18 protein-coding genes are annotated in these 23,205 nt (G+C 64.9%); 7 read left to right on the top strand and 11 right to left on the bottom strand.

Annotated features, from left to right (window positions below; genetic code table 11):
• Positions 1 to 46: 46 nt before the first annotated feature.
• Complete coding sequence (locus BLR29_RS13940; protein WP_092137593.1) at positions 47 to 463, bottom strand: organic hydroperoxide resistance protein; 417 nt, start codon at positions 461 to 463, stop codon at positions 47 to 49.
• Between the two features lie 479 nt (positions 464 to 942).
• On the opposite strand from BLR29_RS13940, the gene BLR29_RS13935 reads away from it, so the two are divergent.
• The 4 genes from BLR29_RS13935 (at position 943) to BLR29_RS13915 (ending at position 8,050) form a co-directional block, all read left to right on the top strand.
• A complete protein-coding gene (locus BLR29_RS13935) occupies positions 943 to 1,326 on the top strand; it encodes a VOC family protein (RefSeq protein ID WP_092137592.1) in 384 nt (127 codons plus the stop codon).
• A 702-nt stretch (positions 1,327 to 2,028) separates the two neighbouring features.
• The gene (locus tag BLR29_RS13925; protein ID WP_092137590.1) at positions 2,029 to 3,330 is read left to right on the top strand and encodes a TolC family protein; all 1,302 of its coding nucleotides are present in this window, start codon (positions 2,029 to 2,031) and stop codon (positions 3,328 to 3,330) included.
• A complete protein-coding gene (locus tag BLR29_RS13920) occupies positions 3,327 to 4,889 on the top strand; it encodes an efflux RND transporter periplasmic adaptor subunit (protein WP_092137589.1) in 1,563 nt (520 codons plus the stop codon). Before BLR29_RS13925 ends, BLR29_RS13920 begins: the two co-directional genes overlap by 4 nt.
• A complete protein-coding gene (locus BLR29_RS13915) occupies positions 4,886 to 8,050 on the top strand; it encodes an efflux RND transporter permease subunit (RefSeq protein ID WP_092137588.1) in 3,165 nt (1,054 codons plus the stop codon). Before BLR29_RS13920 ends, BLR29_RS13915 begins: the two co-directional genes overlap by 4 nt.
• 13 nt (positions 8,051 to 8,063) lie before the next feature.
• On the opposite strand, the gene BLR29_RS13910 is transcribed toward BLR29_RS13915, so the two are convergent.
• Complete coding sequence (locus BLR29_RS13910) at positions 8,064 to 9,116, bottom strand: RNA-guided endonuclease InsQ/TnpB family protein (protein ID WP_092137587.1); 1,053 nt, start codon at positions 9,114 to 9,116, stop codon at positions 8,064 to 8,066.
• 91 nt (positions 9,117 to 9,207) lie between these two features.
• Between BLR29_RS13910 and BLR29_RS13905 the strand changes: the two genes are divergently transcribed.
• Both BLR29_RS13905 and BLR29_RS13900 read left to right on the top strand, forming a co-directional pair.
• Positions 9,208 to 9,552 carry a copper-binding protein gene (locus tag BLR29_RS13905; protein WP_092137586.1) on the top strand — a complete coding sequence of 115 codons (345 nt, stop codon included), beginning with the start codon at positions 9,208 to 9,210 and terminating at the stop codon, positions 9,550 to 9,552.
• Positions 9,553 to 9,820: 268 nt separating this feature from the next.
• Positions 9,821 to 10,531 (top strand): SDR family NAD(P)-dependent oxidoreductase, encoded by a 711-nt coding sequence (locus BLR29_RS13900; protein ID WP_092137585.1) that lies wholly within the window; start codon positions 9,821 to 9,823, stop codon positions 10,529 to 10,531.
• 174 nt (positions 10,532 to 10,705) lie between these two features.
• On the opposite strand, the gene BLR29_RS13895 is transcribed toward BLR29_RS13900, so the two are convergent.
• The 6 genes from BLR29_RS13895 to BLR29_RS13870 all read right to left on the bottom strand — a co-directional run bounded on the left by BLR29_RS13895 (position 10,706) and on the right by BLR29_RS13870 (position 18,862).
• Positions 10,706 to 11,731, bottom strand: a complete 1,026-nt coding sequence (locus BLR29_RS13895; RefSeq protein WP_092137584.1) for a transketolase family protein — start codon at positions 11,729 to 11,731, stop codon at positions 10,706 to 10,708.
• A complete protein-coding gene (locus tag BLR29_RS13890) occupies positions 11,728 to 12,573 on the bottom strand; it encodes a transketolase (protein WP_092137583.1) in 846 nt (281 codons plus the stop codon). The genes BLR29_RS13895 and BLR29_RS13890 overlap by 4 nt, the downstream gene beginning before the upstream one ends.
• Positions 12,574 to 12,617: 44 nt before the next feature.
• Entirely contained in the window at positions 12,618 to 13,946 is a 1,329-nt protein-coding gene (locus BLR29_RS13885) for an MFS transporter (protein ID WP_092137582.1), read from the bottom strand.
• 99 nt (positions 13,947 to 14,045) lie between these two features.
• The gene (locus tag BLR29_RS13880; RefSeq protein ID WP_092137581.1) at positions 14,046 to 14,795 is read right to left on the bottom strand and encodes an SDR family NAD(P)-dependent oxidoreductase; all 750 of its coding nucleotides are present in this window, start codon (positions 14,793 to 14,795) and stop codon (positions 14,046 to 14,048) included.
• 168 nt (positions 14,796 to 14,963) lie between these two features.
• Entirely contained in the window at positions 14,964 to 15,854 is an 891-nt protein-coding gene (locus BLR29_RS13875; RefSeq protein ID WP_092137580.1) for a LysR substrate-binding domain-containing protein, read from the bottom strand.
• Positions 15,855 to 15,922: 68 nt separating this feature from the next.
• Entirely contained in the window at positions 15,923 to 18,862 is a 2,940-nt protein-coding gene (locus BLR29_RS13870; protein ID WP_092137579.1) for an HD domain-containing phosphohydrolase, read from the bottom strand.
• A gap of 257 nt (positions 18,863 to 19,119) precedes the next feature.
• On the opposite strand from BLR29_RS13870, the gene BLR29_RS13865 reads away from it, so the two are divergent.
• A complete protein-coding gene (locus BLR29_RS13865; protein WP_092137578.1) occupies positions 19,120 to 19,938 on the top strand; it encodes a class I SAM-dependent methyltransferase in 819 nt (272 codons plus the stop codon).
• Positions 19,939 to 20,024: 86 nt separating this feature from the next.
• Here BLR29_RS13865 and BLR29_RS13860 read toward each other — a convergent pair whose 3' ends face one another.
• The 3 genes from BLR29_RS13860 to BLR29_RS13850 all read right to left on the bottom strand — a co-directional run bounded on the left by BLR29_RS13860 (position 20,025) and on the right by BLR29_RS13850 (position 23,081).
• A complete protein-coding gene (locus BLR29_RS13860) occupies positions 20,025 to 20,990 on the bottom strand; it encodes a Bug family tripartite tricarboxylate transporter substrate binding protein (RefSeq protein ID WP_092137577.1) in 966 nt (321 codons plus the stop codon).
• Positions 20,991 to 21,147: 157 nt separating this feature from the next.
• Entirely contained in the window at positions 21,148 to 22,320 is a 1,173-nt protein-coding gene (locus BLR29_RS13855; protein ID WP_092137576.1) for a mandelate racemase/muconate lactonizing enzyme family protein, read from the bottom strand.
• 77 nt (positions 22,321 to 22,397) lie between these two features.
• Positions 22,398 to 23,081, bottom strand: coding sequence for an SDR family NAD(P)-dependent oxidoreductase (locus BLR29_RS13850; RefSeq protein WP_369804607.1), 684 nt, complete (start codon positions 23,079 to 23,081; stop codon positions 22,398 to 22,400).
• Between the last annotated feature and the right edge of the window lie 124 nt (positions 23,082 to 23,205).

The raw sequence follows: 23,205 nt of genomic DNA, 5'->3' as shown, positions 1-23,205 counted from the left end.
TGTGCAAGACGGGCGGGCAGCGTGAAGCCGCTGCCCTCGAACGCCTTTAGATGACCTGAATCAGGACGTCGATATTGCCTCGCGTCGCCTTCGAGTACGGGCAGATCTGGTGCGCCGCATCGGCCAGCGACTGCGCGGTGCCGCGATCCAGACCCGGCAGCGAGACATTGAGGCGTGCCTGAAGGTAAAAGGCCCCGTCTTCCGTGCCCAGGTCGATCTTGGCATCGACGGCAGCGTCGCTCGGCAAGGCAACGCCTTGATTGACCGCCGCGCGGCCGAGCGCGCCGATAAAGCAGGCCGACCATGCGGCCCCGAACAGCTGCTCGGGATTGGTGCCCTCTCCCGCGCCGCCAAACTTCGACAGCTTGACGTCCAGTCGACCGTCGTCGCTACGCGACGCGCCATCGCGGCCGCCAGTCGTATGGACATTGCCCGAGTACACAACATTCAAGTTCTTCGCCATGGTGGCTCCTTAAGGATCTTGGTGAATCAGTCAAAGGGATCGATCGTGGCGCGCGACCGCCTTGCGGCTTCGCGCGCACACACATGAAACACGGATGCCCGGCCATATCGACGTTGTCTGGGCTGCTATCCGACAGGGGAGATTTCATGGCGCCCGTGTGTCGCATATGTTTTGGGCAGGGCCGACATTGCATGGCTTTGTATCGGCCGGCTCCGTCGATACAGTGCGATACATGGCCGGTTCCGCGCGCGACCCGTTTGGGACCCCCTGGAGACCCGTTTGAGACCCCTTTGTACGAAGCCGTATCGCGCCGGGGGATCGATACAACCGCTGACAAAGCCCGCGTGCCCGCCCAACACGCCAGATACATGGCGGACCTTAAATGCGCTCTTCGCCCCTGGCCCTTCCACGCAATCCTTTCCGTCGGGGGCCCCGGTTCGGCACTCCACTTTTCGGTGGAGCAATTCCAAGGAGACGCAATGTTCAGTCATGTCGCGGTCGGCACCAACGACCTGAAGCAAGCCAAGACGTTCTATGACGCCGTGCTCGGCGCGATCGGTTACGGCGAGGGTGTCCTTCGGGCAAAGGGAGACTATGTCTATGTCTCCGATACCTCGATCTTTATCGTGACGCCGCCCGTCAACGGGCAGGCAGCCACCCCTGCCAACGGCGGGACGGTTGGCTTTCAATGTCAATCGGTCGAGCACGTCGAGGCCTGGCATGCCGCCGGCATCGCCAACGGCGGTGTTTCCGTCGAAGATCCTCCCGGTGTACGGCAAACGCCGGCAGGCAAGCTGTATCTCGCCTATATGCGCGACCCGGACGGCAACAAGCTGTGCGCATTGCATCGCATGGCAACCTGAGCGGGGCGCGCTGACCGGTCAAGCCAGCCCCTCGCCCGACCTTTCGCGCGGGGACGGGTCGCGAAGCGCGCCGGCAGGCTGCCGGCACGCACGGGATGCACGGGACGCCCGAAGTGCGACAAGTGGTCGCAGCGTGCCCGCGCCGACGGTGGCGAAACGCTGATACCATATTCGCCAACTTTCCGACCGCTCACGTGCACCCGCCTCTTCGTCGGCTATGGCTTGCCGGCTTCCTCGTCCTCGCGTTCCTGACAGTCCAGCTGGCAGCGGCGGCTTACGCCTGCATGGGTAGCCGGTATGCGCTGGACCAGACCGGCGACATGGCGGGGATGACGGAGTCCTGCCCGGAAATGTCACAGCGGGCACAGCCGGCCCAGCACGCACAGCACGCACAGCACGCCGGGGATACCACCGGTGTCCATGACGGCCTGTGCCTCGAACATTGCCAGCTCGGCGCCAAGACGGTCGACCACGCGTCACCGCAAATTCCGGTTTTCCTGCCAGTCCTGCTGAGCGTGGTCGAGTTGACGCCCGCGCCAACCGCCGACCATTTCGCACTGGTGTATGGCGACGCGATGCCGCGCGCCCCGCCACCGCCGCTCTCCATCCTCCACTGCTGTTATCGAACTTAGCCTCCAGAGCAACGCGATTCAGGTGCCGCCCCGCTAGACCGGGACGGCTGTCGTTGCTTTTGGAGGCTTTATGCTTTCCCCTCGTTGCTTGATGCAGGCGCTCCTCTGCGCGCCTTTGCTTGCCATGGCCGCGCCGCCCATGGCGAACGCCCAGTCGGCACCCCCGCTTTCGATTGAAGAAGCCCTCGGACTCGCCACGACGCGTGCCGCCGATGCCGAGGCCTCGCACGGCGCCGTCGAAGCCGCCGTCCAGATGGCCGTGGCGGCCGGCCAGCTGCCGGACCCCGTGCTCAAGCTCGGGCTGAACAATGTTCCGACCAACGGGCCGGACCAGTTCTCCTTGAGCCGGGACTTCATGACCATGCGCTCCGTCAGCGTGCTTCAGGAATTCACCCGATCGGACAAACGCCGGGCCCGTGCGGCGCGGTTTGAAGCCGAAGCGGCCACCGCCGAGGCGCAGCGCGCGGTCAGCCTGGCCAATGTCCAGCGCGGCGTGGTCAATGCGTGGCTCGACCGCTGGTACGCGGAACAGACCGGCGTGCTCCTCGGCCACCACGGCCACCCGCTGGAACTGGGACTCCAGGCCGCGACGGCGGCCTATCGGAGCGGGCGCGGCACCCGTTCGGATGTGCTGGCGGCCGAAATGGAAATCCAGAAGCTGCAGGACCGGATCGACGAAAACCAGGCCGTGATCGGTGCCACCAGCGCAAATCTCGAGCGCTGGGTCGGCCAGGCGGCAAAGCGCCCGCTCGCCGGGCAGCCAACCCTGACCGTGCCCGAGCGCGTCCGGCAGCTTGCCCAGACCAACCTCGACGCCGTGCCGGAGATGGCAGCCACCCAACGCGAAATCGCCCTGGCGGAAGCGGAGATTCGCGCCGCCACCGAAGGCAAGAAGCCGGACGTGAGCGTCGAGCTGATGTACAGCCAGCGCGGCTCCGCTTACTCGAACATGGCTTCCATCAACGTCAGCTTTCCCGTCCCCTGGGATCAGGCAAACCGGCAGGATCGCGAAGTCGCCGCCAGGGTCGCGCAGGCTCACGATGCCCGCGCGAAGTCCGAAGTCGTCGCGCGCAGTACCCGGGCGATGCTTGAGGCCAGGCTTGCCGAACTGCAGCGGAATCTCGAGCGGCTCAAGCGCTATGACGAAAAAATCCTGCCGCTCGCCAATGCGCAGGCAGACGCGGCGTTGACCGCGTACCGCGCCAACACCGGGCCGCTGCTGGCGGTCGCGGAGGCCAATCACCGCGCCATCGACACCGCACTGGAACGGCTCGCCCTCGAAGGCAAGACGGCAAAGCTGTGGGCCGACGTCTCCTTCCTCGTCCCCCTTCCGACCGCGCAAACCGAGTCCACCGCAAAGGAATCGAAATGAAACGACAAGCCATTTCCATCGCGGTGGCACTCGCCGTCGCAGGGGGCGCGCTGTATGGCACCTATCGCCTTGGTGTCACACAGGGCGCGAAGTCCGCGTCATCCCCGGTGCCCGCGATGACGGGCGACTCGGCCAAGGCCGGCGGCAGCGACCCGAACACCGGCAAACGCGTCCTCTACTGGCACGACCCGATGGTGCCGGGCCAGCGCTTCGACAAGCCGGGCAAGTCTCCATTCATGGACATGCAACTGGTGCCCGTCTATGAAGACGCCGGCGGCACGGCGGCGGCGGTCACCATCGACAGCCGCGTTACCCAGAACCTGGGCATCCGGACGGTCGAGGTCAAACCGGGCCGGCTGGATGCCGTGCTTGAGGTTCCCGGCAATGTCGCCATCAACGAGCGCGGCATCGAAGTGATCCAGGCCCGCACCTCGGGGTACGTCGAGCACGCCTACGCCCGGACCACGCTGGACCCGGTCAAACGGGGGCAGGCACTGGTGGTGATCTATTCGCCCGAGTGGGTGGCGGCGCAGGAGGAATACCTGGCCGTCGCGCGGGTCAACAGCGGGCCGCTCGGCGATCTTCGCAGCGCCGCCAGCGCCCGCATGCGGCAAGTCGGCATGACCGAGAGCCAGATCCGGCTTGTCGAGACCACCGGCAAGCTGCAGCCACGCCTCACCATTTCGGCTTCGGTCGACGGCGTGGTCACCGAAGTCGGCGCGCGTGATGGCATGACCGTCGCGCCGGGCATGACGCTCTTCCGCATCGCGGACCTTTCCACGGTGTGGGTCCTCGCCGAAGTGCCAGAGAGCCAGTCCGCCGCCATAAAACCGGGCCAACAGGTCACCGCCATCGCCGCAGGTCTTGCCGGGCAGACGCTGACGGGCAAGGTGGATGCCGTCCTGCCCGACGTCAGCCCGGGCACGCGCACGCTCAAAGTTCGCATTGCGTTGCAGAACAAGGATCGCCAATTGCTGCCGGGCATGTTCGTGAGCGTCCGGTTCAGCGCGCCGGCCGGTGCGGACAAGCTCCTGGTGCCCACCGAAGCGCTCATTCGCACGGGCGCCCGGACCATCGCCATGGTCGAGACTGGCGACGGCGGCTTCAGTCCGGTCGAAGTGAAGACCGGCGCGGAGGCCGCAGGCCAGACGGAAGTGACCGAGGGACTGAAAGCCGGCCAGCGCGTCGTGACCTCAGGACAATTCCTGGTCGACTCCGAAGCCAGCCTGCGCGGCACAACGCGTCGCCTGGAGAGCGCCTCCGCGCCGGCTTCCACTCCCGCTTCCGCTTCTGCTCCCGCCGCCGCTGCGGCACCGGAGCATGAAGCGCTCGGGCGTATCGAGGCCGTCGGCGCGGAGAGCCTGACCATCTCGCATGGTGCGATCCCGAGCCTCCAGTGGGGCGCCATGACGATGGACTTCAAGGCGCCGCCATCGGGATTGCCGCGCGGCCTGAAGGACGGCCAGCAGATTCGCTTCCACTTTCATCTGAACAACGACGGGGAGCCGGTCTTGTCTTCGGTCCAGCCGGTAGCCGGCAACGCGGGAGGCAAGCCATGATCGCCAACCTCATCCGCTGGTCGATCCGGAACCGGTTCCTGGTGTTGCTGGCGACGGTGATGCTGACGGCCTGGGGCATCTGGGCCGCGCGCCATACGCCGCTCGATGCATTGCCGGATCTTTCCGACGTTCAGGTCATCATCCGCACCACGTACCCGGGCCAGGCCCCGCAGATCGTGGAAAACCAGGTCACCTATCCGCTCACGACGACGATGCTGTCGGTGCCCGGCGCGAAGACAGTCCGGGGATACTCGTTCTTTGGGGACTCCTTTGTCTACGTGCTGTTCGAGGACGGCACGGACCTGTACTGGGCGCGGTCCCGCGTTCTCGAATACCTGAATCAGGTGCAGTCCCGCCTGCCGGCCGCCGCCAAGCCGGCGCTGGGGCCGGATGCCACCGGCGTGGGCTGGATCTACGAGTACGCGCTCGTCGACAAGACCGGCCAGCACGACCTCGCCCAGTTGCGCGCCCTGCAGGACTGGTTCCTGCGATTCGAGCTGAAATCGCTGCCCAACGTCTCGGAGGTGGCTTCCATCGGCGGCATGGTGAAGCAGTACCAGATCGTGCTCATGCCGGAGAAGCTGCGCGCCTACGGCCTCTCGCAGGCCAGGGTGCTCGATGCGCTGAAGGGTGCCAACCAGGAGACCGGTGGCTCGGTGCTGGAACTGGGCGAAGCCGAGTACGTCGTGCGGGCGTCCGGCTATCTCAAGTCCCTGGAGGATTTCCGCCAGATTCCGCTCAATGTCAGCAACGCTGGCGTCCCGGTGCGCCTCGGCGATGTCGCAACGATTCAGCTCGGGCCGGAGATGCGGCGTGGCATCGCCGAACTGGATGGCCAGGGCGAGGTCGCCGGCGGCGTGATTGTCATGCGGTCCGGCAAGAACGCCCTGGAGACCATCGACGCCGTCAAGGCCAGGCTCGCGTCCCTGAAGAAGAGCCTGCCGCCCGGCGTGGAGATCGTGCCGACCTACGACCGTTCCAGCCTCATCAACCGTGCCGTCGAGAACCTCTCGCACAAGCTGCTGGAAGAGTTCGCGGTAGTCGCGCTGGTGTGCCTGATCTTCCTGTTCCACCTGCGATCGGCGCTGGTCGCGATCATTTCCCTGCCGCTCGGCGTGCTCGCGGCCTTCCTGGTGATGCGCTACCAGGGTGTGAACGCGAACATCATGTCACTCGGTGGTATCGCCATCGCCATTGGGGCGATGGTCGACGCCGCCGTCGTGATGATCGAAAACGCCCACAAGCACATCGAGCACTGGCGAGCCGAGAATCCGGGGCATCCCCTGCGCGGCGAGGCGCAGTGGCGCGTGATTGGCGACGCCGCCGCCGAGGTCGGACCCGCGCTCTTCTTCTCGCTGCTCATCATCACCCTGTCGTTCATTCCCGTCTTCACGCTGGAGGCACAGGAAGGCCGCCTGTTCTCGCCGCTCGCCTTCACCAAGACGTACTCGATGGCCGCGGCGGCCGGCCTTTCGGTGACCTTGATCCCGGTCCTGATGGGCTACCTGATTCGCGGCAGGATTCCGTCGGAGCAGTCCAATCCGTTGAACCGCGCGCTCATTCGCCTGTATCAGCCGCTGCTCGCGCGCGTGCTTCGTCACCCGAAGGCGACCCTCGTCATCGCCGCCTTGCTGCTGGCCGCCACCGCGTGGCCGATCCTGCGGGTGGGGGGCGAATTCATGCCGCCGCTCGACGAGGGCGACCTGCTCTATATGCCATCCGCCTTGCCGGGGCTTTCGGCAGGCAAGGCGGCGCAGCTGCTCCAGCAGACCGACCGGCTTATCAGGACCGTGCCGGAGGTCGCGACCGTGTTTGGCAAGGCCGGTCGGGCCGACTCGGCCACGGACCCGGCGCCGATGGAAATGTTCGAGACCACCATCCAGTTCAAGCCGCGCGACCAGTGGCGCGCCGGCATGACACCCGACAAGCTGGTGGAAGAACTCGACAAGACCGTCACCGTGCCCGGCCTCTCCAATATCTGGGTGCCGCCCATTCGAAACCGAATCGACATGCTGGCCACCGGCATCAAAAGCCCCGTCGGCATCAAGGTGGCCGGCACCGACCTGAAGGAGATCGACAGGATTGCCGGCCAGATCGAGCAAGCGGTCAAAGGCGTGCCCGGTGTGACCTCCGCCCTGGCCGAGCGTCTGACCGGCGGGCGCTACATCGACGTGGACATCGACCGTGTGGCCGCGGGCCGCTATGGGCTCAACATCGCCGACGTGCAGAGCATCGTCGCATCAGCCATCGGTGGCGAGACCGTGGGAGAAGTGGTGGATGGGCTGGCACGCTATCCGATCAACGCCCGCTATCCGCGCGACTATCGGGATTCGGTCGAGGAGCTGCGCAGGCTGCCCGTCGTGACCGACCGGGGCCAGCAGATACTGTTGTCGGACGTCGCGCGTATCCGGATCACGGATGGCCCGCCCATGCTGCGCAGCGAGAACGCCAGGTTGTCGGGCTGGGTCTATGTCGACATCCGGGGACGCGATCTGCGCGCGGCGGTCACGGAGATGCAAGCGGCCGTGGCCAGCACGGTGGCGCTGCCCGCTGGCTACTCGGTCAGCTGGTCCGGGCAATTCGAGTACCTGGAGCGCGCGACGCAGAAGCTCAAGGTGGTGGTGCCGTTCACCTTGCTCATCATCTTCCTGCTGCTGTACCTGACGTTCGGCCGATTCGACGAAGCGCTGCTCATCATGGCCACCTTGCCGCTGTCGCTGGTCGGCGGATTCTGGCTGCTGTATCTGCTCGGGCACAACCTGTCGGTGGCGAGCGTCGTCGGATTCATCGCACTGGCGGGCGTCGCGGCGGAATTTGGCGTCATCATGCTGCTCTACCTGAAGCAATCGTGGCTCAGGAAGATCGAACGCGGACATGTCGACCAACCCGCCCTGCTGGAAGCGATCCAGGACGGCGCCGTCCTGCGCGTGCGCCCCAAAGCCATGACGGTGGCCGTCATCCTGGCCGGCCTGCTGCCGATCATGTGGGCGGGCGGCACGGGCTCCGAAGTCATGCAACGCATCGCCGCGCCCATGGTAGGCGGCATGGTGACGGCCCCGCTCCTCTCGCTGTTTGTTGTTCCCGCGGCTTTCCTGCTCCTGCGTCGTCGATCGGCGACGCAGGCCATGCCTCAACCTCTTGAAGAAAGGACCTCCCGTTGACGTCCCCCCCGGCCTAAAGGCAGGGGATTCCCACACCTGGCGATGCACGTCCGCATCGGAGAATGTTCAGCGCGGCATTGGTATCACGGTCATGCACGACACCACAGCTACTACAGGTCCACTCTCTTATTCGCAGTCCTGCGATACCTTTCGGCCGCGTCGTGCTGTCTTTCGAACCGCACGCCGAACAGGACTGGGTAGAACCGCTTTCGTTTACTTCCTCAAACGTGGCCCCGTGCGCAATCGCTTTGTAGCGGAGCTTGTCCCGGAAGGACGACCAGGATGCGTCGTAGACGCTCTTTGCCATCTTGGTTTTGGCGAGTTTCAAAGCCGACACGTTGCCGACTGCGATGTAATCGAAGCGTCTGACGAGATCGAGCGCGAGCTTGTGCTGGAAGTCGGCACGGGCGTTCGCCACCTTGGCATGCATCTTGGCGATATGCCGCTTGTGCTTTCGTGCACGCTGCGCCTTCGCCAGTCTTTCGGCGGCATGCCGGCCAAACCGGTCATTGGGAAGTTTCTCGCCAGTCGAAAGCGTTGCGAAGTCTTTCAATCCAAGGTCAATGCCGACGCCAGCTTGAATCGGGCGTGCCGGCACATTGGCAACCTCTATTACGATGTTGAGAAACCAGTTCCCGCGCGAATCCTGCGAAAAATTTGTGCCGTCCTTGATCTTGCCTTCGGGCAACAGACGGGTGTTGAACACGCGGAAGGTATTCCCGGCAAAGCGAAACGCTTCGCCCTCTCGTTTCAGATCGCGGCCCTTCAGGGGCACCCATCCAAGGCACTTCCTGCCGCGGTATCGCAGATAAGGACGACGATGCTGGCTGCGCGACTTCGCGAATTGCTCGCACGTCGCATTGACCGTGCCGGAATGGATGCCGAGTTCCTTGCTGCTGCCAGCGGTCAGCACGTTCAGATCGAACCCGCTCGGCCACTTCTTACCCCATTTGACCGCGTGCTTCTGCGTGTCATTGCAGAAGTTCCAGACGTAGTTCACCGTTCGGCTCTGCTTGTTGAGCAGGCCGTTGAGCGACTTCACCCGGTAGCGGTAGACAAGTATCATGCCGCTCATTTTAGCGTGGGAATGCCGCTTGGCGGCAGCGCCCCTTTTTCACTCCCCGCCCTGCATGGCGGGGTTTCTCGGAGCAAATTTGATGAAACGTACCCTGATTTGCCTGGCCACCGCGAGCGCCGCGTTTGCACTACCCGCGCTACCCGCCTATGCCGCCGGTGACATGGCGGACATGAACATGAAGCCGGGCGCGGCGATGTCCGCGCCAAAGCCCGTGCAGGCTGAAGTGATGAAGGTGGATGAGGCCAGTGGACGCGTCACCCTCAGGCACGGCCCCATCGATAACCTTGGCATGGGCGCCATGACCATGACGTTCCCCGTCAAGGACAAGACAAGCCTTGCCAAAGTCAGGCAAGGCGACAAGGTGGATGCAACGTTCGACAAGGTGGACGGGGTAGCGACCGTGGTCGGCATCAAGGCACGCTGATCGGCGGGTTCTTGCACGACCTCCATGTGCAAGAAGCGCGATCACCGGGCCTCGCTGACGAAAATCAAGGACTTCCGGTTGCAAAAGTGACCGAAAGTCGACGTCCGCTGCCTCCCAGAGTGATGTCCGACGGGATTTGTACTTGCCGCGCACAACTGTTTGTGCGAGCGATGCCTTCGAATGCCAAAGCGGATCGCCTAGATTGGAACCCATCGGAGCCGCCGGCCCGATCGCAACAAATCCAGATCCACCTACATCGAGGCTCAACATGAGTGCAGCACAGAAAGTCGTCGTCATCACGGGCGCATCGCAAGGCATTGGCGCTGAACTGGTCAAGGGATTCCGCGAGCGCAACTATCGCGTCGTGGCCACTGCGCGCAGCATCAAGCCGTCCGACGACAAGGACATCCTGACGGTCGCCGGCGACATCGCGGATCCGGACACGGCACGCCGCGTCATCGCCGAAGCCGTGGCGAAGTTCGGCCGCATCGACACGCTGGTCAACAACGCCGGCGTCTTCGTCGCCAAGCCCTTCACCAGCTATACCGCCGAGGACTACGCCACCGTAACGGGCATCAACCTGACGGGCTTCTTCCATATCACCCAGCTGGCCATCGCCGAGATGGAAAAGAACCGTAGCGGCCACGTGGTCAGCATCACGACCAGCCTGGTAGACCACGCAAACAGCAACGTGCCGTCGGTGCTGGCCTCGCTGACGAAGGGTGGCCTGAACGCCGCGACCAAGTCGCTGGCCATCGAATACGCCAAGACCGGCATTCGCGCCAACGCCGTATCGCCGGGCATTATCAAGTCGCCGATGCACCCACAGGAAACCCACGCAGCACTGGGCGCAATGCATCCGCTGGGCCATATGGGCGAGATGCGCGATATCGTCGATGCAGTGCTGTATCTCGATAGCGCGCCGTTCGTGACGGGCGAAATCCTGCATGTCGACGGCGGCCAGAGCGCCGGCCACTAGGAGGTCGTTTCAAAAAGATCCTGGCGTCGTTGCGCGGCCTTGCCGTACCACTTGTACTGTCTGCGGCCGCACGCCTAGCCAGGACCGCTTCGCTTCATTTTGAAACAACCTCCCACGCTTCAGGCGGGGACTGCCCATACTGGTCGCCCCGCCCCCCGCACCTGTCGATAGTCTCTACTTGATCCACTGCCGGATCGACTCCGCCATCACGTCCGCCGAGATGCCGTAGCGGTCGTGCAGCGTGGGCAGTGCTCCCGCGTCCAGGAACGCGTCCGGCAGGCCGACCTGCCGGAACGGCACGGATGTGCCCGCCCGCATCAGCGTGGTGGCCACGGCTTCGCCCAGGCCGCCGATCACGGTGTGGTTTTCGGCCACCACCACCAGGCGCCCCTGCCGCTTGGCCTCGCGCAGGATGGTCTCCGTATCCAGCGGCTTGATGGTCGGCACGTGCAGGACCGCCACGCCGATGCGATCCTTCTCCAGCGCCTTGGCCACCTCCAGCGCGCGCATCGTCATGATGCCCGACGAAATCACCAGCACCTCGGCGCCATCGCGCAACAGCTTGGCCTTGCCCAGTTCGAACTTGTAGTCGTACTCGTCCAGCACCACCGGCACGTTGCCGCGCAGCAGGCGCGCATACACCGGCCCATTGTGCGCGGCGATGGCCGGCACCATCTGCTCGATGTCAATGGCGTCGCACGGGTCGATCACCGTCATGTTGGGCATCGCGCGCATCAGCGCCAGGTCTTCCGCGGCCTGATGGCTAGGGCCGTAGCCGGTGGTCAGGCCGGGCAGCGCGCAAACGATCTTCACGTCCAGGTTGTCCTCGGCGATTGCCTGATGCATGAAGTCGTAGGCGCGCCGCGTTGCGAACACGGCATAGGTCGTGACGAACGGCTGGGCGCCCTCATGCGCAAGGCCCGCCGCCGCGCCCATCAGGAGCTGCTCGGCCATGCCCATCTGGTAGTAGCGCTCGGGAAACGCCTTGGCAAAGAGATGCAGGTCGGTGTACTTGCCCAGATCGGCGGTCATGCCGATCACGTTCTGCTTCTGGCGGGCGAGTTCCACCAGCGCGTGGCCAAACGGGGCCGACCGGGTGGCTTGCCCCTCGCCGGCGATGGAGGCGATCATCGCCGAGGTCTTGAGCTTCGGCTTCGCGCTGGTGGCATGGGTGGCCACGGTGGTGTTGGTGTTGCTCATGCTTGTCTCCCGGCTTCGAGGGCCTGCAGTGCGAGTTGCCATTCGTCGGCATCCACGCGGATGAAGTGATTCTTCTCGCGCTGTTCGAGGAACGGTACGCCGCACCCCATGCGCGTATCGCAGATGATCATGCGCGGCTGCGCGCCGCGATGTTCGCGCGCCGCACGGAAGGCGGCGGCCACGGCGTCGATGTCGTTGCCATCCACGCGCTGCGTGAACCAGCCGAACGCTTCCAGCTTGGGCGTCAGCGGCTCGAACGCCATGATCTGCGTGGAGGGCCCGTCGGCCTGCTGGTTGTTGACGTCGACCACGGCAATCAGGTTGTCCAGCTTCCAGTGGGCGGCGGAGAGGATGCCTTCCCAGATCGCGCCTTCATCCAGCTCGCCGTCGGAAAACAGCGTGTAGACAAAGTTATCCGAGCCCTTGCGCTTGAGCCCCAGGCAACGGCCCACTGCGATGGTCAGCCCGTGCCCCAGCGAACCGCCGGACATCTCCATCCCGGGCGTGTAGCTGGCCATGCCGGACATCGGCAGGCGGCTGTCGTCGCTGCCATAGGTCTCCAGTTCTTCGGCGGGCAGGATGCCGGCCTCCAGCAGCGCGGCGTACAGCGCGATGGCGTAGTGGCCGTTGGAGAGCAGGAAGCGGTCGCGCCCTTCCCACTCCGGGTCTTCCGGGCGATAACGCATGGCGTCGAAGTAAGCCACGGCGAGCACATCGGCGATGTCGAGCGCCTGGCCGATGTAGCCCTGGCCCTGCACTTCGCCCATCAGCAGGGCGTTGCGGCGGATGCGGTAGGCGCGTTCCCGCAAGGACACGGCCTGGTCGGTGGTTGGGTGTTGCATGGTGTCTCCTGCAATCAATCGATCGGAATTCATGGAATGGAGCCTCAGCGGTTCACGGATTTGGCCGGGACCAGGAAGACCAGCATGGCGCCAAACACCACGGTGGCCGAGATGAACACCAGCCCGGCGGTGGATTTGCCGGTCAGGTCGTTGAGCCAGCCAACGATGGCGGGCGAGAAAAAGCCGGCGAGGTTGGCGACGCAGTTGACCGCGGCGATGCCCGCTGCGGCCGACATGCCGCCCAGCAGCGCCGTGGGCAGCGCCCAGAACTGCGAGGACGAGGCCAGGATGCCGGCGGCGGCGATGCACAGGCATACCAGCGATGCGCCGACACTGCCTAGCAGCGGCAAGGTGGCGAACCCGGCGGCGGCGACCACCATCGGCACGATCAGGTGGAAACGGCGCTCGCGGTGGCGGTCGGCGCTCATGCCGACCAGCGGCAGCGCCACGATGGCGCACAGGTACGGCAGCGCGGTGTAGATGCCCACCCACAGCGGATCGGCCACGCCGGCCTTGCGGATGATGGTGGGCAGCCAGAACGTCAGTCCGTACTGACCCAGCACCACGCAGAAGTAGATCCCGGCCATCAGCCACAGGCGACGGTCGCCCATGAAGGAGCGGATCGACATGTGCTCCGTCTTCTGCGCGTTGTCGCCTTCGATATTGCGCTTGAGCAGCGCCTTCTCGGCGTCGGTAAGCCAGTGGGCCTGGTCGATGCCGTTGTCCAGGTAGAACAGGATGGCCACGCCGAGGAACAGCGACGGCAGTGCCTCGAGCAGGAACAGCCATTTCCAGCCGGCCAGGTCGCCCATGCCGTGGAAGGCATGCATGATGTAGCCCGACAGCGGCCCGCCTACGATGCCGGCCAGCGGGATGGCCATGAAGAACAGCGACAAAGCCTTGGCGCGACGCTCGGACGGAAACCAGTAGGTCATGTACAGGATCACGCCGGGGGCGAAGCCCGCCTCGGCCGCACCTAGCAGGAAGCGCAGGATGTAGAACTGTGTTGGCGTACTGACAAAGGCGAAGCAGGCAGAGATCACCGCCCACGTCAGCATGATCCGCGCCAGCCAGCGCTTGGCGCCGACCTTGTGGAGGATCACGTTGCTCGGCACCTCGAAGATGAAATAGCCGAGGAAGAAGATGCCGGCGCCCAGGCCGTAGATGGTTTCGCTGAACTGGAGGTCGTTCAGCATCTGCAGCTTGGCGAAGCCGACGTTGACGCGATCGAGATAGGCGCCCAGGTAGCACAGCATCAGGAACGGGATCAGCCGCTTCACCACCTTGGCGTAGGTGCGGGCCTCGAAGCTCGCGGAATCGGCGTGCAGCGTCGCCTCGCCGCCCATGGGCGAGGGTGCGTATTTGGTTTTCATCGGGTGTCTCCTGCCAGGTGGCGCCGCACTGCGACGCACCGGCTGTCGAGGGTTCCGCCTCTTGCGGGCGGCTTCAACTGGATGTAGAGGTGCTACCTCTTAATGGATGAGCATGCCGCCGTTGACATCGAGTGTGATGCCGGTCAGGTAGGCGGACATGTCGCTGGCCAGGAACACGCAGGCGTTGGCCACGTCGGTGGCCTTGCCCAGGCGGCCCAGCGGGATGCCCTTGATGATGTCGGCGCGCATCTCGGGGGTGAGCTTGTCGCCGGTGATGTCGGTCTGGATCAGACCCGGGGTGATCGAGTTGACGCGGATGCCATCCGAACCGAACTCGCGCGCCATCGCACGCGCCAGCCCCAGCACGCCGGCCTTGGCGGCGCTGTAGTGCGGGCCGCCGAAGATGCCGCCGCCACGCTGCGCGGAGACCGACGACATGCACACGATGCTGCCGCGCTGCTGCTCGCGCATCTGCGGCAGCACGGCCTGCGACATGTACAGGGTGCCGCGCAGGTTGACGTCCAGCACGGCGTCATAGTTGGCGGCCTGGATATCGAGCGTGCGCACCGGCTGGGTGATGCCGGCATTGTTGACCAGCGCGTCTATACGTCCATAGCGCTGCAGCACCGTCGCGACCGCCCGATCACAGGCGGCCTTGTCCGTCACATCGCACGCCAGCCCGAGATGCTGGTCGCCCAGCTCGCCGGCGGCGGCCTGCGCGTCTTCCAGGCGCAGGTCCAGGATGACCACCGAGGCGCCCTGGGCGGCAAACGCCTTGGCGGTAGCCTTGCCAATTCCGCGCGGGGAAGCCGCACCGGTGATGATGACTACGTTCTTCTCGACCAGCATCTTTGTCTCCTTTGACATTGAATTTTGATAGGTCGAGTGTTGTCGCTGGCGGCCCTCCGATCAACGCGGTCTGACTCAGGTATTGCTGAGAAATATTCAGGCAATAGGGAGACGGGAATTCGGCCGGGCGCCGCCGGCGGCACATTGCGGGTTGGCGGCCGGTAGCACCTAGCCGGGGATCGACGGCAGCGCGCGTTCCATCCAGGCGAGGAAACGCGCGACGCGCGGCAGGTCGGCGTTCTGCCGGGGGTAGACGAGGTGGTGACTGCCGACCTCGATCGCATGCGCGTCGTCGAACACCGGCACAAGGGCACCCTTGCGGATCATGACGGACGCCAGCAGCGTGCTTTCCAGCGCCACCCCGAGGCCCAGCGCCGCTGTTTCGAGCGACATGTACGAGCGGTCGAAGGTGAAATCGAACCGCTTGTGGGCACCCGGGACACCGAACCTGGCGAACCATTGCTGCCATTGCACAAGAGGGGTTTCCGAATAGATCAGGCGCTGCGCGAGCAGATCGGCCGGCGACGCGATCGGATGTTTCTCCAGGTATGCCGGCGAGACGAGCGGCGCGATGGTTTCCCGGCGCAAGGTCTTGACCTCGATATCGCGCCAATGCGCGTAGCCGTGGCGGATATCCACGTCGTAGTAGCCGCTCGTAAAGGAAACGTCCTCATAGGAACAGGACAGGTTCAGCTGGATGTCGTCATTGTCCGCCTGGAACGATTCCAGCCGCGGCAACAGCCACATCAGGCCGAAGCTCGGACTCGAATGGACCCTCAGGATTTCGATGTTGGCCGGACTGGAAGCGCGCTCGGTCGCGCGATTCAGGTCGGCGAGCACACCCGTGATGTCGCGCAGGTATTGCTCGCCCACCGGCGTCAGGGCCAGTCCCCGCCCTTGCCGGAAAAAGAGCGCCTGGCCGAGCGCCTCCTCGAGGTTGCTGATCTGGTGGCTGACAGCGGACGCCGTCAAGCCTAATTCTTCCGATGCCCGGCTGACGCTCTTGGTTCTGGCAACGCTTTCGAAGGCGATAATCGCCTTCACCGGAGGAATCCGCATGGTGTGTGTGCTCGATGAGGTCTCGCGACGCATCGCGCAAGGCGATGACGGTCGCTGTCATGGTTGTGTCAGGTCGCTTGCTTTTCGATCGATGCGGGGCCCCGAACGTATCGATCGATGTCAACCGCGTCCATTTGCTCTTCATGCATGAACCGTTGCCCGTACTGCATGTAGACCCCGGATTTCAGGAAGAGCTCGAAGAGCTCCGGATCGATTTGCTGCTGTGCCGCGGCGCGCGACATGATACCGATCGATTCCGACAAGGTCTTCGCTTTCTTGTAGGGACGGTCCGCGGCCGTCAGCGCCTCGAAGATATCCGCGATGGCCATCATTCTGGCAAGCGGACTCATTTCCTCGCGGCGCAATTGCCGTGGATAGCCGGTGCCATCCATCTTTTCGTGATGATTGCCCGCGATCTCCGGCACCTGGCGCAAGTGCTTGGGGAACGGCAAGCGCGACAGCATGATTTGCGTCTGCACGATGTGGTCTTCAATCTCGAAGCGCTCCTCTTCGCAGAGCGTGCCTCTTCCGACCATCAGGTTATGCAGTTCGCCCCGGTGATACCGGTAAGTGGGCGCCTCACGCCTGAAGCCCCAGGGATTGTCGGGGGCGATGGCTTCGCGCGCGGTGCGCCCGACAAGGTGCTCGGGCTTATCCGCGAGCAGCGGTTCCTGCACGGGCAGCGCGACTGGCGCCGATTTCGTCTTGCGCGCGAGTTCCTCCTGCGAGAGGCCGAGGCGATCATCGAGCGTCCGGGCCCAGCTGCGCGCGGCGATCCGGTGCAGGCGCTCCTTCCGCGCTGCATCCATCGACTCCCCGCCCTGGTTGCATGCGGCCACGAAGGCAAACTCATCGTCCAGCTCCCGCTGCTCGCGCTCAAGCCGCGCCGTGGCGATGGCAGCGTCCTCCCCCGCGATCACGCCGCGCAGGCAACGGATCTCGGCTTCGCGCTTCAGGACTTCGAAGCGCATGCGTACCTCGTGAATCCTGTCGCAGAGGGTTTCGAGCTTGGTGCCCTTGTCGATGATGTACTCGGGGGTGGTGACCTTGCCGCAATCGTGCAACCAGGCTGCAACGTGCAGCGCCTCCCACTCGGTTGTGCTCATGGAGAACGACTGATAGGGACCGTCCCTGGCGTCGCATGCCGCCTGCGCCAGCATCTTGACCAGTTCCGGCACGCGCGAGCAGTGGCCCGCGGTGTGAGGGCTCTTTGCGTCGATGGCATCGCCCAGCAGGCGGATGAACGCATCAAACAACGCGCGTTGCGCGCTGGCAAGTTCCCGCACCTCGATCGCCCCTGCGAAGAGAGTGGACAAGGTGCCGACGAAAGCCAGTTGCGCCGCGTCCATCGGCGTCTCGCGCAAGACGAGCATGAGCCCCTGGAGCTCATGTTGCTGGTTCACAAGCGGAATGGCGACAGCGTGGCTGGTCTTGCCCACCGCCAGCGCACCGAGTCCGGCGGCGCCGAGTTCGTCCCCGGTCAGGGCGGCGCATTGCGGGTGAGTCTGGCCGGCCGTACTGCGAATCAGCGGCAGGGCCCGATCCAGCGCCATCCGCGGCAACTCCCCGGCGATATCGCTGCCGTGGCGATCCTGCGCGGCGGCCACGACGAGGTCGTCGCCGTCCATCAGCAAGAAAAGACCAGCCTTGCCCTCGGCTTCATCCAGCGTCTTCCTCAACAGCACCGGCAAAAGCTGTTCGAGGCGGCCCTCGGCGGCAATCGCCTGCACGATGATCAGGAAGTGCCGGATCGTCTTGCGCATCTGTTCGGTAGCGGTGGCCAGCGCGACGACCTCCCGGATGCGGGTTCGCACCGACAACGGCTGATCGAAATCGAAATTGCGAATGCCTGCCAGCCCGTCGGCCAACGTCCCCAACGGCTTCGCGATGCGGCGAGCCGCCAGCCAGAGCCATGGCATCGACAGCAGCACGATACCGATTGTCAGCGCCATGCCGGTCAACGCCTGGCGCCTTGCGCCCGCCAGCAATTCATTCTCGGGAATCGCGGACAACAGATAGACGGGCGTGCCTGGTGCGACCGATATCATGTTCGTCGTGGTGTACCACCTTTCCCCGCCCACCGTCAGCGTTGCGCCGCCGGGCAACGGTGCATCGGGCGTAATGGTCGCCGCCAGCGCGGTGAGCACAGGAACGCCATAGTCGGCTGGCGCCGCGAGAAGATCCGTCCGGAAGGTATCGGGCGCGTTGAAGGAATCCGGCAGCCTGCTATCGATGCCCAGCACCTTGCCGCTGTGGTCGAGCAAGGCAAGCATCGTGTTCGCGGTCGCTTTCTTCTTTGCGAGCATGAGGCCAAGGGTTTCGAGGCCGAAATCGCCGCCCACCACGGCTTTCTGGTCTGGGGTACGGAATGCGAGCGTGACGCCGACGTTCTGATTGGTGAAGAACACGTACGGATCGGTGCGCACCAATGCATTCGATCCGAATGCGGCCTGGTACCAGCCTCGCTGTCGCGGGTCGAATCGACGAGCGAAACCCGCGTCGTCGACTGTCCAGATATTGGCAAGTTCGGCATCAAAAAATTCGAGACGTCCGATCGGCACGGGACCGTCCCGCTCGACACTGCGGACCACGTATGCCGCATTGGCCGGGGCGCGGAAGAGAGCGCGGTCCGCGTCGGTTCTGAGCGGTCTCACGTAGAAGAAGGCGCCATCGGCATAACCGATATACAGCGCCTGCAATACCGGGGCACTCTCCAGCGCTTCGCGCGCCAGGGCAAGGCGGGCCATCCGTTGCTGAAGGTTTTGCGCGGTGGCGAGGGAACTGTAGCGGACCAGCTTGACGGCAGTCTGCGCGGGAGCCAGGAGTTCCTCGACCTCATCGAACATTTCCTCGCCAATGCGCCGCGTGGCATCGGCGGTGGCGGTTTCCACGGCTTCCTTGGTGACCAGATAGTTCACACCGCATGTCAGCGCGCCCACCATGAGGATGATCGAACCAAACAACATCCACAAATGCACATGGAGCGGAATACCCTTCTTCGATGGCATATGACCCTCCTGGCGGCATTCCACGCAATGGCGGGGTTGGCATTGCGCCGCAACGCTCAAGAATCGAATGGGTTCGTCATGGCGTCAAGTGATTCATGCTGGGACGGCCATCGACATTTTGATTCGTCTGATTCACTTCCTATAGTTATTCGGCGGGCTCTCAGTCAGCACGCGACGCACCCTTCCGAAGTATCGATCGAATCACACGTCGACTCGGCGGCGCCGTGCGCGTGAGCCCTCCCGACAGGTAGCGAGCCATGAACACGCATGGAACGGACAACGCCTTCGCTGGCTCCATTCCGGAGCTGTACGACACTTCGCTGGTCCCGTTGATCTTCGAGCCGTACGCGGCCGACCTCGCGGGACGGGCGGCTTCGCTTGCGCCGAAACAGGTGCTGGAGATTGCCGCGGGGACCGGCGTGGTGACGCGAATGCTGGCGCGCGCCTTGCCCGACGGCACCGCCATCGTGGCCACCGACCTCAATCCGCCGATGCTGGATCGCGCCAAGGCCGTTGGCACGTCCCGGCCGGTGACGTGGCAGCAAGCAGACGCGCAGCAACTGCCGTTCGGCGACGCGCGTTTCGACCTGGTGATCTGCCAGTTCGGCGCGATGTTCTTTCCCGACAAGCCGAAGGCCTTTGCCGAAGCACGCCGCGTGCTGATGCCGGGCGGCACGCTGCTGTTCAATGTGTGGGATCGCATCGAGGACAACGCCTTCGCGCACACGGTGACGCTCACGCTGGCCAACCTATTCCCCGACAATCCGCCGGCGTTCCTGTCACGCACCCCGCATGGCTATCACGACAGGGCGACGGTCGAATCCGATCTGCGGGCTGGCGGCTTCTCAAGCCCCATTGCCTGCTCGACGGTGACCGCGGAGAGCCGCGCGGCCTCGGCCAGCGTGGTGGCCGTGGCCTACTGCCAGGGGACCCCGCTCCGCGCCGAACTGGAGGCCCTGGGCCCCGACGCCTTGTCCCGTGCCACGATCGCCTGCACGGACGCATTGGCCACGCAATTTGGAAGCGGGCCGGTCAGCGCCAGGATCCAGGCACATGTTTTCAGCATCAAGGCTTGAGGGCTCTTCTCTTGCAGTCGTGGCGCGTGAAAACACAGTCAGCGCCACGCCGCATTGCCGCGATGCGCGGTTAGCGCCGGGCCGCCCTATTCCGCGCGGATCTTTGCTTCCGCCACGATCTTGGCGGCGCGCGCCATGTCATCTTTCTCAAAGCGGGCGAAGTCTTCAGGCGTGCCGGGCGAGAGCAGGTAGCCCTGCTCGGCCAGCCTGCCGCGCAGGTCCGAGGCCAGCGCCTTGTTGACTTCGGCGTTGAGACGCTTTGTCACTTCCGGCGGCAGCTTGGCCGGGCCCCACAGCCCGTACCACGAATAGAACTCATAACCCGGCACCGTCTCGCCCACGGTCGGCACGTCAGGCATGGACGGCAGTCTTTCCTTGGAGGTCACCGCGACCACCCGCACCATGCCGCTCTTGTGATAAGACAGCGCGCCGAGCACCGGATCGATAAAGCCATCGATGGCACCGCCGATCAGGTCCTGGTAGGCGGGCGCCGAGCCCTTGTAAGGCACCACGAGGTAATCGATCTTGCCGGCCCGCTTGAGCAGTTCCGTCGACAGATGCCCGGCGGAGGCCTGGGAGCCGATCGCGAACGTCATCTTGCCGGGATGCGCCTGCGCGTAGGCAATCAGCTCCTTGATGTTCTTGATGGGAAGATTCTTGTTGACGGAGACGGCCAGCGGGCCCTTGCCGACCAGCGCGATCGGCGCGAAGTCCCGCGTCACGTCGTAGGGCGACGACTTCAGCGTCATCGGCGTGGTGGTGAAGGTGGAGGCGCTGAACAACAGCGTGTAGCCGTCGGCGGCACCCTTGGCCACCGCATCGGCGCCGATGATGCCCTGTCCGCCGGGCCGGTTGTCGACGATAAAGCTCTGCCCGGTCTGCTCGGACAGCTTTTGCGCCAGCATGCGGCCGACGGTGTCGGTCGGACCGCCGGGCGGGAACGGAATGATGACGCGGACGGCTTTGCTGGGATAAGCCTGCGCATGGGCCACGGCGGCGGCGCATAGCAGCAGCGCGCCCACGGCACAGCGATAGATGCGTTGGAACAGCATGGTTGTTGTCTCCTGTCTCGACTGCAGGTTCGCCCCTGTCGGAGCGATGCTTCGTTGAGTGCGGACGGTGGCTTATGGTTTTGTAGGTGACTCCCCCCTCCCCATGGGGAAGGCGGGAGTCGGCACCGTCGTCAAGCAGAACGTCTTTGGCTCACCCTCAGGGCTGCGCCAGCGCCTCCATCTCCGCGTAGAGATCGGCCTTGCCCTCGAAGCCGATGCCCGGCAGCTCCGGCATGGTGATATGCCCGTCGATCACCTTCACGCCATCGGGAAAGCCGCCATAGGGCTGGAACAGATCGGGGTAGCTCTCGTTGCCGCCCAGACCGAGGCCGGCGGCGATATTGAGAGACATCTGATGGCCACCGTGCGGAATGCAGCGGCTCGGCGACCAGCCGAAGGTGTTCAGCACCTCCAGCGTGCGCTCGTACTCGACGAGCCCGTAGGACAGCGCGCAGTCGAACTGCAGATAGTCGCGATCGGGGCGCATCGCGCCGTAGCGGATCAGGTTGCGGGCGTCCTGGTGGCTGAATAGGTTCTCTCCCGTGGCCATGGCGCCGGGGTAGTACTCGGCCAGCGTGGCCTGCAGGTGGTAGTCGAGCGGATCGCCGGCTTCCTCGTACCAGAACAGCGGGTAGTCGCGCAGCATCTTGGCATAGGCGATGGCGGTATCCAGGTCGAAGCGGCCATTGGCATCCACCGCGAGCTGCGCATCGGCGCCGATCTCTTGCAGGACGGCCTCGATACGCGCGCTGTCCTCTTCCAGGCTGGCGCCGCCGATCTTCATCTTGACCACGTTATAGCCGCGATTCAGGTAGGAGCGCATCTCGGCGCGCAGCGCGGACAGGTCCTTGCCCGGATAGTAGTAGCCGCCGGCCGCGTAGACGAACACGCGCGGGTTGGCGCGGGCGCCATGGCGCTCTGCCAGCAACTGGAACAGCGGCTTGCCTGCGATCTTGGCCACCGCATCCCATACGGCCATGTCGATGGTGCCGACCGCCACCGAGCGCTCGCCATGGCCACCCGGCTTTTCGTTGGACATGGTGGCGGCCCACACGCGATGCGGGTCGAGGTTGGTGCCGGCGTCATCCAGCAGCGAGGCCGGATCGGCCGTCAGGATCCGCTGTGCGAAGCGCTCGCGGATCAGGCCGCCCTGCCCGTAACGGCCGTTCGAGTTGAAGCCGTAGCCGATCACGCGCTTGCCGTCGCGGAAGGCGTCGGTCACCACGGCGACGAGGCTGCTCGTCATTTTCGAGAAATCGATATAGGCATTGCGGATTGGCGACGAAATTGGCTTCGTCACTTCGCGGATGTCGATGATGCGGACGGACATGGCTGGTCTCCAGTGTCTTGGGAATCTTGATAGTTGATAGTCGGTAGTCGGTATTCGGTATCGCGGTCGGACGTTTCCTACAGTGACCCGCCACCGCAGATCACGATCTGCTGGCCGGTGATCGCGCTCGCATCCGGGCCGAGCAGGTAGCTCACCATCGCGGCCACTTCGTCAGGCCGGATAAAGCGCCCGATGGGGGGCGTGCGCGGCGGAGTGCCCTGGCGGCCGGGATCGTTCAGCATGGGGGTCTCGGTAGCGCCCGGCGCCACCACATTGACGGTGATGCCGCGTGGCGCCAGCTCTGCCGCCCAGGAGCGCGCCATGCCTGCCAGCGCGGCCTTGGTCGCGGCGTACTGGCTGCGACCCGGGGCTCCCGCCGCCGTGCGGCTGCCGATCAGCACGATGCGCGCGCCATCCGGCAGCGTCGGCATCAGCGCATTGGCCAGCACGGCGGCGGCTTCCACGTGAATGCGCCACATGCCCTCGCCGTCTTCCGCCTTCAGCTCGCCGAGCACCGCCGTGCGCATATAGCCGGCGGCATGGACGATGGCGTCGACCCGTGGCAAGGCGGCCACGGCGGCGGCAAGCTTCGGCGCATCGGTCAGGTCGACTTCGATCGCGCGAAAGCCCTCGGTGCTGGCTGCCGGCGCGCGGTCAAGACCGGTCACCCGCCAGCCCGCAGACAGCAGCCGCCGGGCGATGGCGGCGCCGATGCCGGAACTGGCGCCGGTGACGACGGCATGCTTCGTCTCGTCTTGCATGGATTGGCTCATCGATTGGCCCATCAGAAGCCCCTGTGGAATGCATTGCTGGCGGGGCCCGGCCCCCGCGCGCTCGTCTTGCGCCCGCTGTGTGCCCGCTGTGTGCCCACTATGCGGCGGGATG

It is taken from the genome of Cupriavidus sp. YR651, assembly GCF_900101625.1.
Taxonomy (GTDB): Bacteria; Pseudomonadota; Gammaproteobacteria; order Burkholderiales; family Burkholderiaceae; genus Cupriavidus.
This window is presented reverse-complemented; position numbering and strand designations above follow the sequence as displayed.

Bases quoted from the DNA above. Each gene is read 5' to 3' on its own strand.
- BLR29_RS13905 (WP_092137586.1), top strand. From the start codon at position 9,208: ATGAAACGTACCCTGATTTGCCTGGCCACCGCGAGCGCCGCGTTTGCA.
- BLR29_RS13900 (WP_092137585.1), top strand. From the start codon at position 9,821: ATGAGTGCAGCACAGAAAGTCGTCGTCATCACGGGCGCATCGCAAGGC.
- BLR29_RS13910 (WP_092137587.1), bottom strand. From the start codon at position 9,116: ATGATACTTGTCTACCGCTACCGGGTGAAGTCGCTCAACGGCCTGCTC.
- BLR29_RS13875 (WP_092137580.1), bottom strand. From the start codon at position 15,854: ATGCGGATTCCTCCGGTGAAGGCGATTATCGCCTTCGAAAGCGTTGCC.
- BLR29_RS13870 (WP_092137579.1), bottom strand. From the start codon at position 18,862: ATGCCATCGAAGAAGGGTATTCCGCTCCATGTGCATTTGTGGATGTTG.
- BLR29_RS13860 (WP_092137577.1), bottom strand. From the start codon at position 20,990: ATGCTGTTCCAACGCATCTATCGCTGTGCCGTGGGCGCGCTGCTGCTA.
- BLR29_RS13865 (WP_092137578.1), top strand. From the start codon at position 19,120: ATGAACACGCATGGAACGGACAACGCCTTCGCTGGCTCCATTCCGGAG.
- BLR29_RS13895 (WP_092137584.1), bottom strand. From the start codon at position 11,731: ATGAGCAACACCAACACCACCGTGGCCACCCATGCCACCAGCGCGAAG.
- BLR29_RS13920 (WP_092137589.1), top strand. From the start codon at position 3,327: ATGAAACGACAAGCCATTTCCATCGCGGTGGCACTCGCCGTCGCAGGG.
- BLR29_RS13925 (WP_092137590.1), top strand. From the start codon at position 2,029: ATGCTTTCCCCTCGTTGCTTGATGCAGGCGCTCCTCTGCGCGCCTTTG.
- BLR29_RS13935 (WP_092137592.1), top strand. From the start codon at position 943: ATGTTCAGTCATGTCGCGGTCGGCACCAACGACCTGAAGCAAGCCAAG.
- BLR29_RS13850 (WP_369804607.1), bottom strand. From the start codon at position 23,081: ATGCAAGACGAGACGAAGCATGCCGTCGTCACCGGCGCCAGTTCCGGC.
- BLR29_RS13885 (WP_092137582.1), bottom strand. From the start codon at position 13,946: ATGAAAACCAAATACGCACCCTCGCCCATGGGCGGCGAGGCGACGCTG.
- BLR29_RS13855 (WP_092137576.1), bottom strand. From the start codon at position 22,320: ATGTCCGTCCGCATCATCGACATCCGCGAAGTGACGAAGCCAATTTCG.
- BLR29_RS13880 (WP_092137581.1), bottom strand. From the start codon at position 14,795: ATGCTGGTCGAGAAGAACGTAGTCATCATCACCGGTGCGGCTTCCCCG.
- BLR29_RS13890 (WP_092137583.1), bottom strand. From the start codon at position 12,573: ATGCAACACCCAACCACCGACCAGGCCGTGTCCTTGCGGGAACGCGCC.
- BLR29_RS13940 (WP_092137593.1), bottom strand. From the start codon at position 463: ATGGCGAAGAACTTGAATGTTGTGTACTCGGGCAATGTCCATACGACT.
- BLR29_RS13915 (WP_092137588.1), top strand. From the start codon at position 4,886: ATGATCGCCAACCTCATCCGCTGGTCGATCCGGAACCGGTTCCTGGTG.